Source organism: Clostridium pasteurianum BC1, from assembly GCF_000389635.1.
GTDB classification, from domain to species: domain Bacteria; phylum Bacillota; class Clostridia; order Clostridiales; family Clostridiaceae; genus Clostridium_I; species Clostridium_I pasteurianum_A.
This window is the reverse complement of sequence record NC_021182.1, coordinates 98,578-117,250: the sequence shown is the minus strand read 5'-3', so window position 1 is coordinate 117,250 and position 18,673 is coordinate 98,578. Positions and strand designations below refer to the sequence as shown.

Genomic DNA, 18,673 nt, shown 5'->3' with positions numbered 1-18,673 from the left:
ACACCTCTTAATAAAATATTGCCTTGTTCTTTGCAACATGTAGTATGATAACATAGTAATCTATAATATATTATTATTTAAACGTCATTCAACAGAATTACTTTCTGCATAATACTATTATCATCAAAATTCATTAAATTACTATTATTGATACACCTGGACAAGTATATACTAATTTTTATAGACTCATTAAACATTATAGAGTTTAGATATTCTCACTATGACGTCTTATTATTCTTTAGTTTTGTAAAATGTAATATGATCCTTCCATTCCCCATTAATAAAAAGATATTTTTCATTAACTCCTAATTCCTTAAATCCACAACTTTTTAATACTGATTGAGACTTTTTGTTATCAATTAAAGTAGATGCTTCTAATCTGTGGAGCTCCATTTCTTTAAAGGCATATTCAATAATCTTTGCTAATGCCTCTTTCATGTATCCTCTTCCTTCATATTCTCTATCCATAGAATATCCTATTATTCCACTTTTAAAAACACCATAGATAACACCAGATATCTGTATTTTACCTATAAATTTTTTATCTTTATATATACCAAAACAAGCTGCTGTTCCATTTATAAACTGCTTATAATTGTCCATTAATATTTGATGTTGAGCCTCAATTGAATAAAAGCTATCCTCTCTTTTAGGCTCATAGAGTTTTAAGTGCTGCTTATTTCTAATATAATATTGTAATAAATCTATTGTATCATCAGGAGTTACTATCTTTAAACTTATATTATCAGCTTTAAGTCTTACAATATTTATAGTATTCAAGCTGCCATAAATATTGTAATTTATTCCAAATAACAATTCACTTTTTCTTAAATTATTATAAAAAATACTATCCGTTATTATACCTTCCAAAATGAATCCTAAATCAATAAAAGGCCTTTTAGAGATTTCTTCATCCACAGATATATTTATTTTATATATCTGTTTATCCCTAAATAAAGAATCTATAAAAAGCTTAACTACTTCCTTAAGATATAACACTCCCTCGGAATCATCTCTATAAAATTTAATTTTAGCATAACAGTACTTATTTTCTTTAGAAGCATAAATAATATTTATTCTCCCAATTGTTATACCTAACTTGTCTCTTATTATATATTCGTTTTTAGAGCCCTTGGCTAACTCCATATTTATGTTCATATCTTTAAGCATTATAATATCACCTGATTTTTCATGAGATTTATTCTAATTTACTCCATTGAAACATTATATCATAGATTTTTTATATTGTATCATTAATTATCTTTGAAAAGCTACTAATACCTTGAGTATTTTTTAGCTTTAATCTACGAAACCAATCATAGTATTTATAGCTAGTCATCATATCAATGAATCTTACTCAGTGGGAGTTTGTATTCCCAATGAGTTTAGATGAATTATCCAGGGACGTGCTGGTGTTATCTCCACCTTTGGAAGGTGGATTGTTACAGCGGCTAGTCATCGGATAAAAATTTTCATAAGTTAATATATATCACCTTACAAGGATTAATTAATCAATCTAGGTTAAAATAATAGCTGTTAACCCAAATAATTTTATGCAGATAATTTTAATCCTATTGTATAATAAGCTTATATATTCTTGAAAGGCATAAAGGTGATAATTAATATGAATAAGCAAAATTTAAATAAGTTAAAACTATTTCTTGTTGGAATTAAAAGTAGATTTCAAAGTGATAGTTCGATATTTAATGGTATAACAGTTTCATATACTGCAGGTTTAAAGGAATTTAATGGTAACGGTATATATTCTAATGATAAAATCAAATATAATTTTAATGGCAAAACAGAAAATCTATCTATAGATGAATTAATAGATAAAATAATACTTAATGCAATTAATTATGACTCCCTATCATTAGTATACAGTGAAAGAGGTTCAAATCTATTAATTTCAGCAGACAATAAAAATGTAAAGATGTCCAATATTGTTGTAAAAGAAAAGGAATCTATAAGTGATAATCATAATTCTACTTCCTCTCTTTTAAACCGTAATTATTATATTAAAATTGGAAAAGCAGATGCTCTTTTAAAAGAATTAGGCATAATGAGTAAAGATTCCAAGGTAAAAAATGATAAAATAAGAAAATATAATCAAATAGACCATTATGTAGAATTACTTGAAGGAATAATTGATAAACTTCCAAAGGGTAATACAATAAACATATTAGATTGTGGTTGTGGAAAATCCTATTTAACTTTTGTACTTAACTACTATTTAACAGAAGTAAAGAAAATTAAGTGTCATTTTATCGGCCTTGATCATTCAGAAGAAGTTATCAAATCTTCTGAAAAAATGGCTAAAAATTTAGGTTATAGGAATATGGAATTTAAAGCACTAGATATAAAAGAGTATAATCCCAACAAAAAAATTAATGTAGTAGTATCTCTCCATGCCTGTGATACAGCTACAGATATGGCCATAGCTTTAGGTATAAAAGTTGAAGCTAACGCCATAATTGCTGTACCTTGCTGCCATAAAGAACTTGCAAGTCAATATAAGTATGAACCTTTTAAAGAAATACTTAAGCATGGTGTATTTAAAACACGTCTTGCGGATGTACTAACCGATGGTATGAGATCTCTTATGTTAGAAGCTAAGGGCTATGATGTATCTGTAATTGAATACATATCCCCTTTAGAAACACCTAAGAACCTTATGATAAGAGCGCTTAAAACTAAAGATGAAAATGAAAATTTATTAAATTCTTATATTCAGCTTATGTCGAATTTAAATGTCTACCCAGCTTTATATGATTTTATTAATAATTGGTAGGTTCCTTCATAAAAAGGCTTTATTTTTAAACATATTTCTGTGAAAAAATTTATTAATCACTATCTTAATGAAAATATATTACTATAAAAATCTATTAAATTAAAATAAATTTTTATAGCAATTATTTAATAAACTCTTTTTATCGATTTTATTAACGAAATATTCACTTTAATTGACATATTTTATCTATTAATAAGTACAATATATGATAAAATATATAATCATGATAAAAAAATTAAAATTTAGGATGGTGTTAAAATTTAGGATGGTGTTAAAATTAATGAGGATAATTGTTAAAAAGAGGACAATTATACTAATGCTATTGTGCCTAGCTATAGGTTTTGCCTTTGCTTATAGAATTTATGTGACACCTAAAGCTGATTCTAAACCTTGGACAATCACTAAAACAGCAGATGGTTCTAAAAAATTTATTACAAAGGATACTTTAGTAACTCAGATTAAACAAAAGCAAAAACTTATAACTACTGAAGTAAATTTAAATCAAAAAATGACCATAGATAATAGTTGGGGAAGCCTTAGCATTTTTAAGAAAATGCAAAATATAGATTTTATAGGTACTGGTATTTATGTATTAGATCTTTCTAATATAAATTCTGATAATATTAGTATAAATGAAAACTCAATCTCTATGACTTTACCAAAACCTTCTATAGAAACGATCACTTTAGATGAAGAAAAAACAGTATATGAAACTCCTGAAAGAGGACCACTTAGATTTGGTGACATAAAACTATCTCCTGAGGAACATGAACAATTAATAGGCGTGGTAAAAGATAAGATGAAAAGTAAGATGATGCAAGATCAATATTATAATACGGCTATAGATAATTCTGAGAAATCAATGAAAACTTTAGTTCAATCTCTATCAAACAGTAACTATAACATAAACATCAGCTTTCAATAATACTATATTTATGTACATGCTTGTAATTTAATTTCTTGTCCTTAAAACAATAAATTCTTAGATTCATATTGAGCAAACTTCTTGTGAATCTAAGAATTATAATAGGAATATTTTATATTTACTTAAACTTCGTATTTTTATTAGTTTATACTTATTATATCTTTCATTTCATTAAATAAGCCTTTTGAACACTTATCTCCATTAAAATTTATGCAATTGCTACAACTTTCACTGAGCCTTCCTACACTCATAGTGACTATTTTAAACTTAGTTTCATAAGAGCCACAATTTTCTGCTATTACACTTTTCATTTCACTGTCAAGCATATAAACACCGCCTATATTGTTTTTTATTATTATTACTCAAATTATGAAAAAAATTCTCTTTAATAATAAAAAGCTAGTATGAAAATCAATTAAATTTTCATACTAGCTTTAAGCTAATTTATGTTATATATTTTTTTAAATTTTTTATTTAAATATTCAATAAAATATTTCTCCGAAAGTTCCTCTCCTGTCACTCTTTTAATTAGCTCTGTTGGCTTATATATTGCTCCATATTTATGAATATTCTCATTTAGCCATTCATGGACAATAGTTAAATTACCTTGAGATATTTTTTCATATATATCAGGTATATCTATCTTCATCTTATTTAAAAATTGAGTGCCATAAAGATTCCCCAAAGCATAACTAGGGAAATAACCAAAACTACCATCAGACCAATGTATGTCTTGTAATACACCTTCTGCATCATTTTTAGGTTCTACTCCTAGATATTCTTTATATTTTTCATTCCATATATTTGGCAGATCTTCTACTGAAATATCACCATTTATAAGTAATTTTTCAATTTCATATCTTATTATTATATGTAAGCTGTAGGTTAACTCATCAGCTTCTGTTCTAATCAATGAAGGTTCTACAAAATTAATTCCTCTATAAAAATCCTCTAAGGATATATCTTTAAATTGTGGAAACCGTTCTAATGCTTCTGAATAGAAAAAGTCCCAAAAATACTTACTCTTACCTATAATATTTTCATAAAATCTTGACTGCGATTCATGAATACCCATGGAAGCCCCCTGCGCAAGGAGAGTTCCCTGAAGAGTATCTGGAATATCCTGTTCGTATATTGCATGACCCGCTTCATGTATAAAGCTAAATAGTGCTGGCCTAAAATCATTTTCATAATAATGAGTAGTTATCCTAACGTCTTTATTACCAAAATTAGTAGTAAATGGGTGTGTGGATTCATCTATTCTACCTGCTTCTTTGAAATCATATCCCATCTTACCCATTATCTTTTTTGCAAATTCCTCTTGAGCATCTTTAGGAAAATTTCCTTTAAGGAATTTAATATCGGGGCTATTGCCTGACTCTTTAATTTTATTTAATAATTGTACAATTGCATCTCTTAAATTGCCAAATACTTTATCTAATTTTTCTGTAGTAATACCTGGCTCATATATGTCTAGAAGAGCATCATATCTATTTTTTTTAAAACCCCAATAATCAGCAAATTTTTGATTATACTCTACCATTTTTTTCAGATGAGGCTGGAATATTTTAAAATCCGATTTCTTTTTAGCCTCTTCCCAAGCGGCTCCTGAAATAGATCCTGCAACTATATATTGCTTGTATTCTTTTTTAGGTATTCTATTATTTCTTATATAATCCTTTGATATCTTCTTTATAGTTCCTTTAGTTATATCATCTAAGTTCTTCGAATTACTGAAAAAATCAATGTATTGTTTAATTTTTTTTGATGTAGATATTTTATAACTTTCTCCAGAAAGATAACCTAATATTTCACTTCTATATTCAACTGCCTTACTAGGCATATTAACAATACTATCCCATTGTATCAAAGCTATTGAACTTGTTAAATATTCTAGCTTTTTCAAATATTCCTTTAGACCATCTAATTTTTCTTGAAATTCTCTTGCCATTTACATACCTCCATAAAATATAATATTATTTAACTACATAATACTGATTCCGTTTCCCTACAGTATCTTGTGATTAAACACTGTCCTAGGTTTCTAGGACATTTTTTGCACATACAATCCGTAACTTTACCATCGCAATTACCATTCTTTAATTCCGAACAATACTTGCAATTTGCTCCTTCTTTAATCATTTATAACACCTCTATATAGAACATCTACTTCTGTCTATTTTCCTGTTCCTTATATCTTTCCCTATAAGTATTCATCATTCCGCTAAAAATCTTAGCACTAGTTGGTGGTGTATAGGTTATTGCATTGGCACCAGCCTCAATAGTTTCCATTATTGATTCTTCCGTAGGGCCACCCGTAGCTATAATAGGAAATTCAGGAAATTTTTCTCTTATTTTCCTAACTATATAAGCAGTTCTCTTTGCACCTGTAACATTTAAAATTGTAGTTCCTGCATCAATTCTAGCCTGAATGTCATCATACTCCGAAAGCACACTTACAACTATAGGTATATCTATAGTTTCTCTTACGAGTCTTATAACCTCATTAGATGTAGGTCCATTTAGAACAATTCCCATGGCACCTTTAAATTCCGCATCTAAAGCTAAATTAATGACTCTCTTCCCTGTAGTTACTCCTCCCCCTACTCCGCAAAATACGGGAACATCTGCTGATAAAACTAAAGCAGCTGTAATTACAGGTTGTGGAGTAAATGGATACACTGCAATAACAGCATCTGCATTAGTGTTTCTGATTATTGCAACATCTGTAGTAAAAACAAAAGACTTTAGTCTTTTACCAAATACTCTTATACCACTTGCATTTCTTATAACCTCTGGTAATTCTATCATATGACTTCTTAAAGTTCCTTTTATGTCTGGAACAAATTTGTTATTACCCATATACTCACCTCTAACCATACTTTTACCTAAACTTGTTTCTTTAATAATTACAAATTGAAAACATTAAAATACAGACTAGAAATTTTACAACTCAATATACAAATATTTCTAAAACTATATTATCACGTTAACTGTAATTTTACTACATTTAAACAATAATTGTTACTTAGATTTAATAATTAAATTTATAAGTTTTTAAACATAGTATATATATATTGTAATAAATTATCTTCATTAATAAAATAGCTATTTTATGTAAACATCATCTCTGAGCTATTATTAATTAAATATAAATTTAAATTGCAAATTACATATTTATGGAAAATACCATTGACAGAATTATTGATATAGTGTACTATTTGAATATGACGCATACTATAATGGTAAATATAAAATTAAATACTATAATAGTTAATTAATAGGTTAATTACTTATTAATGTAATATTTGTTATAATATAATTGCAACTTTAAAATTATTATGTTATATATAATAATAGCTTTATTCTACTAATAACTACTAAAATACAAGGAGGTTTTAATTTATGTCTTATGTACTAGAGGTAAAGGATCTTTATAAAACTCTAGGTAAAAGAGAGATTATAAAGGGAATAAGTTTTTCAATAAAAGAAGGTGAAATTTTTGGATTCTTAGGTCCCAATGGTGCTGGAAAAACTACTACAATAAAAATGCTTGTAGGCCTTATTTCCCCTAATAGAGGTTCCATTAAAGTAATGGGGAATAATATACAGACAAACAAAGTTGAAGCATTAAAAAATGTAGGTGCTGTTGTAGAAACACCTGAATTATATACATACTTAACCGGAAGACAAAATTTACAACAACTTGCAAGAATACAAAAAAGTATAACTGAAAAAGATATTGAAAATATAGTTGAAATTGTTGGTTTAAAAGATAGAATTGATGACAAAGTAAAAAAATACTCTCTTGGTATGAAACAACGTCTTGGTCTTGCTGAAGCATTAATAGGAAAGCCTAAATTTATAATACTGGACGAGCCAACAAATGGATTAGATCCTACAGGAATTATAGAATTTAGAAATATTATTAAAAAGGCAGCAAAGGAAACAAAAACAGCTGTGTTTATTTCATCTCATATTTTAAGTGAAATTCAAAAGCTTTGCGATACTGTAGCTTTTATAAATAATGGAGAAATACAATCTATTGAAACTATAAATGGCAATTATAATGAAAATACTGATAATACTGATTCAAATGTTACTGAAAAATTTGAACATGTGGTTATCAGCACAAAAGAAAAAGAAAATTGTATTAAAATTCTAAACTCAATAAATTATATTAAGAATGTAACTGAAAACGAAAATGAAATTAACATAGAAATCACTGAAGGTTCTGTTCCAAAGCTAATTTTTAATCTAGCAAAAGAAAATATACCTGTTGAGGAAATATATAAGAAATATTTAAAATTAGAAGACAGATATATAGAACTAGTACAAGGAGGGAATAAATAATGCTTGGATTAATATCAAATGAATTTATAAAATTGTGGCATAGAAAAAAGTTTATAATTACTGTAATAATTTTAGCAGCACTTTGTGCATTATTTGCTTTTGCCGATGTAAAATTCTCTAAGCTCCAAACTCCCGATGCACAAATAAATGCTTATAAGCAGGCTGTTACTTCAATTCAAAATGAAAAAAATAGCACAAAAGATGAAAAAAAGCAAGCTCAGCTTCAAGACCAAATAGATCAGCTCAATACTCAAATTAGTCAACTTCAATTGTCAAAAGCCGCAGACTCAGATAACTGGAAAGATACTTTAAATAATAGTATAAAAGAATTAAAACAGCAGAGAGATAATGCATCAGATCTAACTGAGGCAAGTTCAAAAGAATATTTTAATAAACAAATTATAACTAATCAATATTACATTGACCATAACATAAGACCAGAAAAAAGTGGAGATGTATCAGCACAATCATTTTTACAAGGCTTAATCACCCTAATAGGTTCAATTTTTATACCTATTATAATAGCTATACTTGTAGCTGATATTGTTTCCGGAGAATATACACCACCTACAATGAAAGTATTATTAACCAGACCTATTACAAGAAATAAATTACTTTTATCAAAGTTTTTATCTGCTATATTATCAAGTTTTGCAGTAATTATAATAGTAGAATTAATTTCCTACGTAATAATGGGTTTAATCTTCGGCTTCGGAAATCCTCTAAATCCAGTTACCGTTGGTACAACCTATGTTAAAGCAATTATATCTACTAATGTAGGACAAACCTCATTAATACCTGTGTTTGGAAGTACATCAATAATGCCTGCATGGCAATTTATTATACTTATATTCTTATTTCAACTAATTTATATATTTGCTTGTTCATCTATATTTTTCTTACTTTCCACAATTTTGAAAAGCAGCTCAATATCTATGACTATAAGTATTCTTATACCAATTGTATTTATAATACTAGGTCAAATACCTTATTTACAGAAAATATGGCCTTTCTTATTTACAACCTACGGTTCTTCTGGAAGCGTACTAAGTAACTCTTTAGCACCTAGATTAGGAGTAACCTATGCAACACCATTATTCTCTGTTATATTTTTAATTGCTATAGGCATTATTTGCTATATTATTTCTCATCTTGTATTTAGAAAAAAAGATCTATTATTATAATTAGCAATTAAAAGCTATTTATAAATAAAAAAGGGGTGTCTCCGATGCATATTAATACATTTGGGGACGATCCCTTTTTAATATATTTTTTTATGTAACTTTTATTTTTAATACTAAACTTTCTATTATAGCTCGCAGCTTCCATCATCACATCTATAAGCCTTTTTGTCTTTATGCCCTACATTTTTAAGTACTTTTCTCACTACACTTTTTCCTATTTCATCTTCACACATTTCACAAAGTGCATCCTCTAAATTGCTCCAATCAACCCACTCTACTTCATCTGACTTTATTATATCACCACTTTCGTATTTCACCATAAATGTCAGCATTATTATTTCTCTTGATGATAAATAATAACTTCCTAAATATTTTGGTTCTTTCACAACTATTCCAGTTTCTTCTTTAACTTCTCTTAGTACTGTATCTTCTACAATTTCTCCATTAGTTACATATCCTGATACTAATACTTTTGAATGTTTAAAAATATAACTTTGCTTCAATAGCAATATTTTATCATCTTTAACAACTGCTACTATTACGCAAGGTGTAGGGGTATCAAAGTACATAATATCGTCTTTGGGACAATATGGAACTCCTCCCTCGTCATAACTAAACTTTTCCTCTAGTTTTCCACCACATATAGGACAATATTTAAATTTCATAATTATAAGTTATCCCCCTAAGCTATAATCTTATTATTAGTTATAGAATCTAATTTAAGTTTTATTTTATTTATATAAACATTATAAGTAAAATAAAACTTAATGTACATTATTTTATAATATAACATCTATTTCATTAGAGATAGTTATAAATTTTTCTGCCACATTACATTCATAGGCGAAAATATCAACTTGACTTTCCTTAGCTTTTCTAAGTGCTTCTCCAAACTTATAATCCATAGAATCGTATGGACTAAAAGACTTCATATTATCCATCTGAAGAACAAACATAACCCCTGCATTCATCCCCTCATTTTTCACATCAATTAGTTCAATTAAATGTTTTCTTCCTCTATCTGTAGGTGCATCTGGAAACTTGGCCTTACCATCCTCCTCATAGGTAACCCCCTTTACTTCTAAATAATATATGCCACCCTTAGAATCCGTAAGCTTAAAATCGAATCTACTATTACCATAATTTTTTTCTCTCTCTATATTAGTAAATCTTTTTAGCTTTTTAATTTTTTTTTGTATCAATGCTTCGTGAACTACTTTATTGGGTATTTGTGAATCTATATTTATAAGTTTATCTCCCTTATAGGCAGCAATTAAATCATATTTAGTTTTTCTATTTACTCCATTTTCTTCTCTTAAAATTACTGTGCAGCCAGGAATTAATATCTCTTTACATCTTCCCGTATTAGGCACATGAACCATAATAATTTCGTTATTTAATTTTACATATGCCTGAAATCTGTTAGGCCTATTTATAAATTGTACAGATATTGTATTTTTTTCTATATTCATATCATCATCTTCCATTCAATATAATATTATGACACACTTAACAAATAACTATCAATATTTTTATGAATTACTAAAAATTAAGCATAATATCAACATATAATGTTGATAAGTTATACACAGTATATATTATAACTCTGTAAACACTTATACTGTAATGGATTAGCTATGTATATAAGTTATTAACATTATGCACAATACTATATATTGATAATTTATATTTTTAAACTACAAAATATATAAAAATTATTATATTTATTCACAGCTTTCTGTTAATATCTATAAAAAACTGTGGATAAACTTAAATTTATCCACAGTTTTTTTAAAATCTCACTATAAAGCTTCAATTTAATAATAAAGTAAGTGAAAAAATTTTATACTTTTTATAAATCTTAGTTCTGCTATCCATAAACTTTTTGAATGACCATCTTAACTTATCTTTCACTAAATCACAATCTAACTTTAAGATACATAATAAAAAAAGAACCTTCTATATTTCAAGAAGATTCTTTTGGTGCGTCTTAAGGGATTCGAACCCCTGGCCCACGCCTTAGAAGGGCGTTGCTCTATCCAGCTGAGCTAAAGACGCATATGGAGCGGGTGAAGGGAATCGAACCCTCGTAACCAGCTTGGAAGGCTGACACTCTACCATTGAGTTACACCCGCATATATTTGGAGCGGAAGACGAGATTCGAACTCGCGACGTTCACCTTGGCAAGGTGACGCTCTACCACTGAGCCACTCCCGCTTAAAATTGGTGCAGGTGAAGGGAGTCGAACCCCCATGCCATAGGCGCTAGATCCTAAGTCTAGTGCGTCTGCCAATTCCGCCACACCTGCACAAATAATTAATAAACAAATGCTTAGTTAAACAACTTAAGGTAAAACCAAGCATAAGTAATTGGTGACCCCTACGGGACTTGAACCCATGATACCACCGTGAAAGGGTGGTGTCTTAACCGCTTGACCAAGGGGCCATAAAATAGTATTAAAAATACTATAAACCCAGCATCGACCTACTCTGCCACAGGGCTACCCCTGCAGTACCATCAGCACATAAGAGCTTAACCTTCGTGTTCGGAATGGGAACGGGTGTTACCTCTAAGTCATAGACACTGGATATATTAAATTGAGAGTTAAAATTAAGAATTAAAATGTACTCTCAAAATTGCATAGTAAAGGGTAAAAGTAAAATATAATATTATATTATATACTAATATACACTTTAGTAATTTATTTAAATATTGGTCAAGCCCTCGACCTATTAGTATCAGTCAGCTGAATACATTGCTGCACTTACACCTCTGACCTATCAACCTGATGTTCTTTCAGGGGTCTTACTAGCTTACGCTATGGGAAATCTAATCTTGAGGTGGGCTTCACGCTTAGATGCTTTCAGCGTTTATCCCATCCCGACATAGCTACCCAGCTGTGCCACTGGCGTGACAACTGGTGCACCAGAGGTCAGTCCATCCCGGTCCTCTCGTACTAAGGACAGCTCCTCTCAAATTTCCTACGCCCGCGACGGATAGGGACCGAACTGTCTCACGACGTTCTGAACCCAGCTCGCGTGCCGCTTTAATGGGCGAACAGCCCAACCCTTGGGACCTACTTCAGCCCCAGGATGCGACGAGCCGACATCGAGGTGCCAAACCTCCCCGTCGATGTGGACTCTTGGGGGAGATCAGCCTGTTATCCCCGAGGTAGCTTTTATCCGTTGAGCGATGGCCCTCCCACGAGGAACCACCGGATCACTAAGCCCGACTTTCGTCCCTGCTCCACTTGTTTGTGTCGCAGTGAGGCTCCCTTATGCCTTTGCACTCTACGCGCGATTTCCAACCGCGCTGAGGGAACCTTTGGGCGCCTCCGTTACTTTTTTGGAGGCGACCGCCCCAGTCAAACTGCCCATCTAGCAATGTCCCGTGACCAGCTTCATGGCCTCCGGTTAGAATTCCAGTACTGTCAGGGTGGTATCCCAAGGACGACTCCACAGCAGCTGACGCCGCTGTATCCCAGTCTCCCACCTATCCTGTACAGACAATACCGAAACTCAATGCTAAACTACAGTAAAGCTCTACGGGGTCTTTCCGTCCAATCGCGGGTAGCAAGCATCTTCACTTGCACTACAATTTCGCCGGATTCGTTGTTGAGACAGTGCCCAAATCATTACGCCATTCGTGCGGGTCGGAACTTACCCGACAAGGAATTTCGCTACCTTAGGACCGTTATAGTTACGGCCGCCGTTTACTGGGGCTTAAGTTCACCGCTTCGATTACTCTAACGGATCCCCTTAACCTTCCAGCACCGGGCAGGCGTCAGCCCCTATACATCAGCTTACGCTTTAGCAGAGACCTGTGTTTTTGCTAAACAGTTGCTTGGGCCTATCCTCTGCGGCCTACGTTAAGTAGGCACCCCTTCTCCCGAAGTTACGGGGTCAATTTGCCGAGTTCCTTAACAACGATTCTTCCGATGGTCTTAGGATTCTCTCCTCACCTACCTGTGTCGGTTTGCGGTACGGGCACCTTAATTCCTTGATAGAGGCTTTTCTTGGCAGTGTGAAATCAGATACTTCGCTAAAAATTAGCTCCCCATAACACCTCAACTAAGCAGGCGGATTTGCCAACCTGCACGTCTTAGTGCTTAGACGCACATCCAATAGTGCGCACATCTTATCCTTCTGCGTCACCCCATCTCTCAAAACGGAAAAAGGTGGTATCGGAATATCAACCGATTATCCATCACCTACGCCTTTCGGCCTCGGCTTAGGACCCGACTAACCCTGAGCGGACGAGCCTTCCTCAGGAAACCTTAGGTTTTCGACCACTAAGATTCTCACTTAGTTCTCGCTACTTATGCCAGCATACTCACTCCTGTATAGTCCACCGCTCCTTACGGTACGACTTCAATCCATACAGGAAGCTCCTCTACCGCTCTTACGAGCCCATAGCTTCGGTGGTAAGTTTTAGCCCCGGACATTTTCGGCGCAGGATCTCTTGACTAGTGAGCTATTACGCACTCTTTAAATGAGTGGCTGCTTCTGAGCCAACATCCTAGTTGTCTTAGAAATCCCACATCCTTTACCACTTAACTTACACTTAGGGACCTTAGCTGATGATCTGGGCTGTTTCCCTTTTGACTACGGATCTTATCATTCGCAGTCTGACTGCCGAAATAAAAGTATATGGCATTCGGAGTTTGATAGAGTTCAGTAACTGTTGTCAGCCCCTACCTCATTCAGTGCTCTACCTCCATAACTCAATTAATCGACGCTAGCCCTAAAGCTATTTCGAGGAGAACCAGCTATCTCCGAGTTCGATTGGAATTTCTCCGCTATCCACAGCTCATCCCATGGTTTTTCAACACCAATGTGGTTCGGTCCTCCACGGAATTTTACTTCCGCTTCAACCTGGCCATGGATAGGTCACCCGGTTTCGGGTCTACAGCATGCAACTAGTCGCCCTATTAAGACTCGGTTTCCCTTCGGCTGCGCACCAGAAGTGCTTAACCTTGCTGCATACCGTAACTCGCTGGCTCGTTCTACAAAAAGCACGTCGTCACACATAAAAAGTGCTTCGACCGGTTGTAGGCACACGGTTTCAGGTTCTATTTCACTCCCCTTCCGGGGTTCTTTTCACCTTTCCCTCACGGTACTGCTTCACTATCGGTCACTAGAAAGTATTTAGCCTTGGGAGGTGGTCCTCCCAGCTTCCCACAAGGTTTCACGTGTCTCGTGGTACTCTGGAATAGATCCGGCCATTTTCTCTTTTAATCTACAGGACTGTTACCTTCTACGGTAGAGCTTTCCAGAACTCTTCGATTAAGATATTAGGCTTTAATGATCTATCCACAACCCCAGGAACAAAGTTCCTGGTTTGGGCTCATTCCATTTCGCTCGCCGCTACTAAGGAAATCGATATTTCTTTCTCTTCCTCCGGGTACTTAGATGTTTCAGTTCCCCGGGTATGTCTCTATATACCTATGTATTCAGTATAAAGTACATGTCGTTAAGACATGTGGGTTGCCCCATTCGGAAATCTCCGGATCACAGGCTATTTGCGCCTACCCGAAGCTTATCGCAGCTTGTCGCGTCCTTCTTCGACTTCTAGTGCCAAGGCATTCACCATGCGCCCTTTGTAGCTTGACCTGTTATACTCTTAAGCGTTAGCTTTTCGAGTTTAGTCTTTTATTTTGTTTTAATCTTCATTTTATTAAAGATAAAGATTAATTATACAAAGGATATTTGTTTTATTATTTTACTTTACTTTTTGTTTCACTATGCAATTTTCAAAGTACATTTAAGAGATATTGATCTCTCAAAATTAAACAGAGATAAGAGTTAAACAACCATATCACAGTAGTTATCCTACCATGCTTACTCCTTAGAAAGGAGGTGATCCAGCCGCAGGTTCTCCTACGGCTACCTTGTTACGACTTCACCCCAATCACTAATCCCACCTTCGGCCGCTGGCCCCATAAAGGTTACCTCACGGACTTCGGGTGTTACCAGCTCTCATGGTGTGACGGGCGGTGTGTACAAGGCCCGGGAACGTATTCACCGCGACATTCTGATTCGCGATTACTAGCAACTCCAACTTCATGTAGGCGAATTTCAGCCTGCAATCCGAACTGGGATGAGTTTTCAAGTTTGGCTCCACCTCGCGGTATTGCATCTCGTTGTTCTCACCATTGTAGCACGTGTGTAGCCCTAGACATAAGGGGCATGATGATTTGACGTCATCCCCGCCTTCCTCCCGGTTAACCCGGGCAGTCTCACTAGAGTGCTCAACTTAATGGTAGCAACTAATGATAAGGGTTGCGCTCGTTGCGGGACTTAACCCAACATCTCACGACACGAGCTGACGACAACCATGCACCACCTGTCTTCCTGCCCCGAAGGGCTTCACGTATCTCTACGCTATTCAGGAGATGTCAAGTCTAGGTAAGGTTCTTCGCGTTGCTTCGAATTAAACCACATGCTCCGCTGCTTGTGCGGGCCCCCGTCAATTCCTTTGAGTTTTAATCTTGCGACCGTACTTCCCAGGCGGAGTACTTATTGTGTTAACTGCGGCACAGAAGGAGTCGATACCTCCTACACCTAGTACTCATCGTTTACGGCGTGGACTACCAGGGTATCTAATCCTGTTTGCTCCCCACGCTTTCATGCCTCAGCGTCAGTTACAGTCCAGAAAGCCGCCTTCGCCACTGATGTTCTTCCTAATCTCTACGCATTTCACCGCTACACTAGGAATTCCGCTTTCCTCTCCTGCACTCTAGATACCCAGTTTGAAATGCAGTCCCCAGGTTAAGCCCGGGGCTTTCACATCTCACTTAAGTATCCGCCTACACATCCTTTACGCCCAGTAAATCCGGACAACGCTTGCCACCTACGTATTACCGCGGCTGCTGGCACGTAGTTAGCCGTGGCTTCCTCCTTTGGTACCGTCATTATCGTCCCAAAAGACAGAGCTTTACAATCCGAAGACCGTCATCACTCACGCGGCGTTGCTGCATCAGGCTTTCGCCCATTGTGCAATATTCCCCACTGCTGCCTCCCGTAGGAGTCTGGACCGTGTCTCAGTTCCAATGTGGCCGATCACCCTCTCAGGTCGGCTACGCATCGTCGCCTTGGTGAGCCGTTACCTCTCCAACTAGCTAATGCGCCGCGGGTCCATCTCAAAGTGGATTACTCCTTTAATTACTGCTTCATGCGAAGCTGTAATATTATGCGGTATTAATCTCCCTTTCGGGAGGCTATTCCCCTCTTTGAGGCAGGTTACCCACGTGTTACTCACCCGTCCGCCGCTAGAAACCCGAAGGTTTCTCGCTCGACTTGCATGTGTTAAGCACGCCGCCAGCGTTCGTCCTGAGCCAGGATCAAACTCTCAATTTATAAGTTTGATGTTAACTCATCGCTTTGCTTCTCCATTTTACTGAAGAATTTGTTACTCTTGATTTCAATTTCTTAAAATCTAAAGAATTGCTGGTTTGTTTTATTCTTATACTCTGTTTAATTTTCAAAGATCAATTCCTGTCATCTGACAGCTTTTATATAATATCATTATTTAAGAATCTTGTCAACATTTTTTATTTTTTAATATTGAGTAGATTATTTTTATAAAATTGCAATGAGTATTATAATAGCATAAAGTTTAATTTATTATAATATGTTATTACTCATTATATTTATATTAGTCCTATATGATAGCTATATCTATTATTAACAATCTTTTTTACTTATAGATACACTAGGATAAGTATACATATAAACTAGTCCATTTAACCTAATGTGCGGATTTCTCCTATCTCTATAGGTGGGAGATGGATAGTACATTAATATGAATGATTCCATAGCATTTATATTAATTAAATTTGTATAATTATTATTATTTTAGATATAATATAAATGTTAGTTACTCTTTGTAAACTGAATATATAAGGCTGTGGGGAGAATACAAAAATGCGAAAACCAAGCTATGCCTTCCCTACGTAAAATCCAAGACTCATATAGGTCTCTATCGCATAGTTCCCTCAGTGCAAGTGGATTTCAAGCCTGTAAAGATTGTAGATTAATAACTCTTGGAAGCAGGAAGCTCTTACTTCTTTAAGTTGGAGTAGTTCGCAGAATACATAGGAAACCTTCAGAAAAAACTTAATAACATTCCTCATGTTATTAAATTAATATTGAGACCGCTATAAATGATATAGTGAAAATTAATTTATAGCTTTTTGTGGTTTAATCATAAAATAAATTTAAAAATTAATAAAAAAATAACTCCTGGAACACCAAAAAAGCCTGCTACAAGTGCTGTTACTAAGTTAATTCCTATGGTAAACCCAAAATGAACTCCTACTAAATTCACTATAAACAAGAGTATAGTTCCAAGTACTGCATTTATTATCAACTTAATGAATATTTTTAATGGCCACGCTAGTAGTCTAACAACAATAAATAATCCTATTATCGCTATTAAAAAATATCCCACGTATTCCATTTGATCATCCCCCTATTTATACATGTTAATCAACATTCTCTTCCACAGTATATATATTAAATCCGTCAACTCTTATGTTTAATTTTTTCGCTTCTGCAAGAAGATATATATATCTCGCCTTAGCTGCCGCTTCTTTGTAAATAGCATAATCTATTAATACAGGCTCATTCACAAGTTCAAAATAATCTCTACAAGCTTGTAGTTCCTTTCTGGCTTCTTCTATAGCAGCAATAATATCTTTTTGATCCAAATTATATTTAATATTGTTATTTAATTTTACACTTTTTTTCTTAACCATAAAAAAACCTCCCATTTTATACCTCTTTACAATTATAGACATAAAATGGGAATAATATTCCTGTTATATTTCTTTTCTTCCCTCAAGAGCTTTTGATAAAGTTATTTCATCTGCATATTCAAGATCTCCACCCATAGGTATTCCATGTGCAATTCTAGTAACCTTAATGCTTAATGGCTTCAATAATTTAGATATATACATAGCAGTAGCTTCTCCATCAACATTAGGATTTGTTGCAACTATCACTTCTTTAATTTCATCCTTCATGCGGCTTACTAGTTCTTTTAATTTTATGGAATCCGGACCTTTTCCAGACATTGGTGATATTACTCCATGTAACACATGATATACACCATTATATTCTCTAACCTTTTCTATAGCCATGATATCCTTAGGTTCTTCTACTACACAAATAATCTTTTTATCCCGGCTTGGATTAGAACATATAGCACATGGATCAGTATCAGTAAAATTTCCACATATAGAACAATACTTTATAGTACCTCTGGCTTTAACAAGTGCTTTTGAAAATTCATCAACTTCTTCTTTGGGCAAATTTAACACATAAAGGGTTAGTCTTTGAGCAGTTTTATGCCCTATACCAGGAAGTTTAGCAAATTCCTCTATTAACTTCTCTATTGCTACTGGATAAAAATCCAACA

14 protein-coding genes, 5 tRNA genes and 3 rRNA genes are annotated in these 18,673 nt (G+C 33.7%); 4 read left to right on the top strand and 18 right to left on the bottom strand.

Annotated features, from left to right (window positions below; all coding sequences use genetic code 11):
- Nucleotides 1–231 precede the first annotated feature (231 nt).
- On the bottom strand, nt 232–1,170 hold the full coding sequence (locus CLOPA_RS00605; RefSeq protein ID WP_015613542.1) for a GNAT family N-acetyltransferase: 939 nt from the start codon (nt 1,168–1,170) through the stop codon (nt 232–234).
- 454 nt (nt 1,171–1,624) lie between these two features.
- On the opposite strand from CLOPA_RS00605, the gene CLOPA_RS00600 reads away from it, so the two are divergent.
- The gene (locus CLOPA_RS00600) at nt 1,625–2,791 is read left to right on the top strand and encodes a class I SAM-dependent methyltransferase (protein ID WP_015613541.1); all 1,167 of its coding nucleotides are present in this window, start codon (nt 1,625–1,627) and stop codon (nt 2,789–2,791) included.
- Between the two features lie 280 nt (nt 2,792–3,071).
- Nucleotides 3,072–3,716 (top strand): DUF4230 domain-containing protein, encoded by a 645-nt coding sequence (locus CLOPA_RS00595; RefSeq protein ID WP_041710688.1) that lies wholly within the window; start codon nt 3,072–3,074, stop codon nt 3,714–3,716.
- Between the two features lie 140 nt (nt 3,717–3,856).
- Here CLOPA_RS00595 and CLOPA_RS00590 read toward each other — a convergent pair whose 3' ends face one another.
- The 4 genes from CLOPA_RS00590 to CLOPA_RS00580 form a co-directional block, all read right to left on the bottom strand.
- Nucleotides 3,857–4,042, bottom strand: coding sequence for a hypothetical protein (locus CLOPA_RS00590; RefSeq protein WP_015613539.1), 186 nt, complete (start codon nt 4,040–4,042; stop codon nt 3,857–3,859).
- Between the two features lie 113 nt (nt 4,043–4,155).
- Nucleotides 4,156–5,667: a carboxypeptidase M32 gene (locus CLOPA_RS00585; protein WP_015613538.1), complete on the bottom strand. Its 1,512-nt coding sequence runs from the start codon at nt 5,665–5,667 to the stop codon at nt 4,156–4,158.
- Between the two features lie 29 nt (nt 5,668–5,696).
- Nucleotides 5,697–5,858, bottom strand: coding sequence for a hypothetical protein (locus CLOPA_RS25470; protein ID WP_015613537.1), 162 nt, complete (start codon nt 5,856–5,858; stop codon nt 5,697–5,699).
- 24 nt (nt 5,859–5,882) lie between these two features.
- Entirely contained in the window at nt 5,883–6,578 is a 696-nt protein-coding gene (locus CLOPA_RS00580; protein ID WP_015613536.1) for a hypothetical protein, read from the bottom strand.
- 543 nt (nt 6,579–7,121) lie between these two features.
- Between CLOPA_RS00580 and CLOPA_RS00575 the strand changes: the two genes are divergently transcribed.
- Both CLOPA_RS00575 and CLOPA_RS00570 read left to right on the top strand, forming a co-directional pair.
- On the top strand, nt 7,122–8,069 hold the full coding sequence (locus tag CLOPA_RS00575; protein WP_015613535.1) for an ABC transporter ATP-binding protein: 948 nt from the start codon (nt 7,122–7,124) through the stop codon (nt 8,067–8,069).
- Nucleotides 8,069–9,253: an ABC transporter permease subunit gene (locus CLOPA_RS00570; RefSeq protein ID WP_015613534.1), complete on the top strand. Its 1,185-nt coding sequence runs from the start codon at nt 8,069–8,071 to the stop codon at nt 9,251–9,253. The genes CLOPA_RS00575 and CLOPA_RS00570 overlap by 1 nt, the downstream gene beginning before the upstream one ends.
- Before the next feature lie 125 nt (nt 9,254–9,378).
- Here CLOPA_RS00570 and CLOPA_RS00565 read toward each other — a convergent pair whose 3' ends face one another.
- The 13 genes from CLOPA_RS00565 to recR all read right to left on the bottom strand — a co-directional run bounded on the left by CLOPA_RS00565 (nt 9,379) and on the right by recR (nt 18,671).
- Nucleotides 9,379–9,918 (bottom strand): NAD(+) diphosphatase, encoded by a 540-nt coding sequence (locus tag CLOPA_RS00565; RefSeq protein WP_015613533.1) that lies wholly within the window; start codon nt 9,916–9,918, stop codon nt 9,379–9,381.
- A gap of 114 nt (nt 9,919–10,032) precedes the next feature.
- Entirely contained in the window at nt 10,033–10,725 is a 693-nt protein-coding gene (sfsA, locus tag CLOPA_RS00560) for a DNA/RNA nuclease SfsA (RefSeq protein ID WP_015613532.1), read from the bottom strand.
- Between the two features lie 509 nt (nt 10,726–11,234).
- Nucleotides 11,235–11,311, bottom strand: a tRNA-Arg gene (locus CLOPA_RS00555).
- 3 nt (nt 11,312–11,314) lie between these two features.
- Nucleotides 11,315–11,388 (bottom strand) — tRNA-Gly (locus CLOPA_RS00550).
- A gap of 7 nt (nt 11,389–11,395) precedes the next feature.
- Nucleotides 11,396–11,470 (bottom strand) — tRNA-Gly (locus tag CLOPA_RS00545).
- A 7-nt stretch (nt 11,471–11,477) separates the two neighbouring features.
- A tRNA-Leu gene (locus tag CLOPA_RS00540) sits at nt 11,478–11,561 on the bottom strand.
- Between the two features lie 62 nt (nt 11,562–11,623).
- Nucleotides 11,624–11,698 (bottom strand) — tRNA-Glu (locus CLOPA_RS00535).
- A 26-nt stretch (nt 11,699–11,724) separates the two neighbouring features.
- Nucleotides 11,725–11,841: ribosomal RNA gene (gene rrf / locus CLOPA_RS00530) — 5S ribosomal RNA — on the bottom strand.
- A 124-nt stretch (nt 11,842–11,965) separates the two neighbouring features.
- Nucleotides 11,966–14,865, bottom strand: a 23S ribosomal RNA gene (locus CLOPA_RS00525).
- 239 nt (nt 14,866–15,104) lie between these two features.
- Nucleotides 15,105–16,611, bottom strand: a 16S ribosomal RNA gene (locus tag CLOPA_RS00520).
- The 16S, 23S and 5S rRNA genes sit together here with 5 tRNA genes alongside, the layout of an rRNA operon.
- A gap of 847 nt (nt 16,612–17,458) precedes the next feature.
- Nucleotides 17,459–17,713, bottom strand: a complete 255-nt coding sequence (locus tag CLOPA_RS00515; protein ID WP_015613531.1) for a pro-sigmaK processing inhibitor BofA family protein — start codon at nt 17,711–17,713, stop codon at nt 17,459–17,461.
- A 25-nt stretch (nt 17,714–17,738) separates the two neighbouring features.
- Nucleotides 17,739–18,011, bottom strand: coding sequence for a YaaL family protein (locus CLOPA_RS00510; protein WP_015613530.1), 273 nt, complete (start codon nt 18,009–18,011; stop codon nt 17,739–17,741).
- Between the two features lie 63 nt (nt 18,012–18,074).
- On the bottom strand, nt 18,075–18,671 hold the full coding sequence (gene recR, locus CLOPA_RS00505; protein WP_041710682.1) for a recombination mediator RecR: 597 nt from the start codon (nt 18,669–18,671) through the stop codon (nt 18,075–18,077).
- Nucleotides 18,672–18,673: the final 2 nt, after the last annotated feature.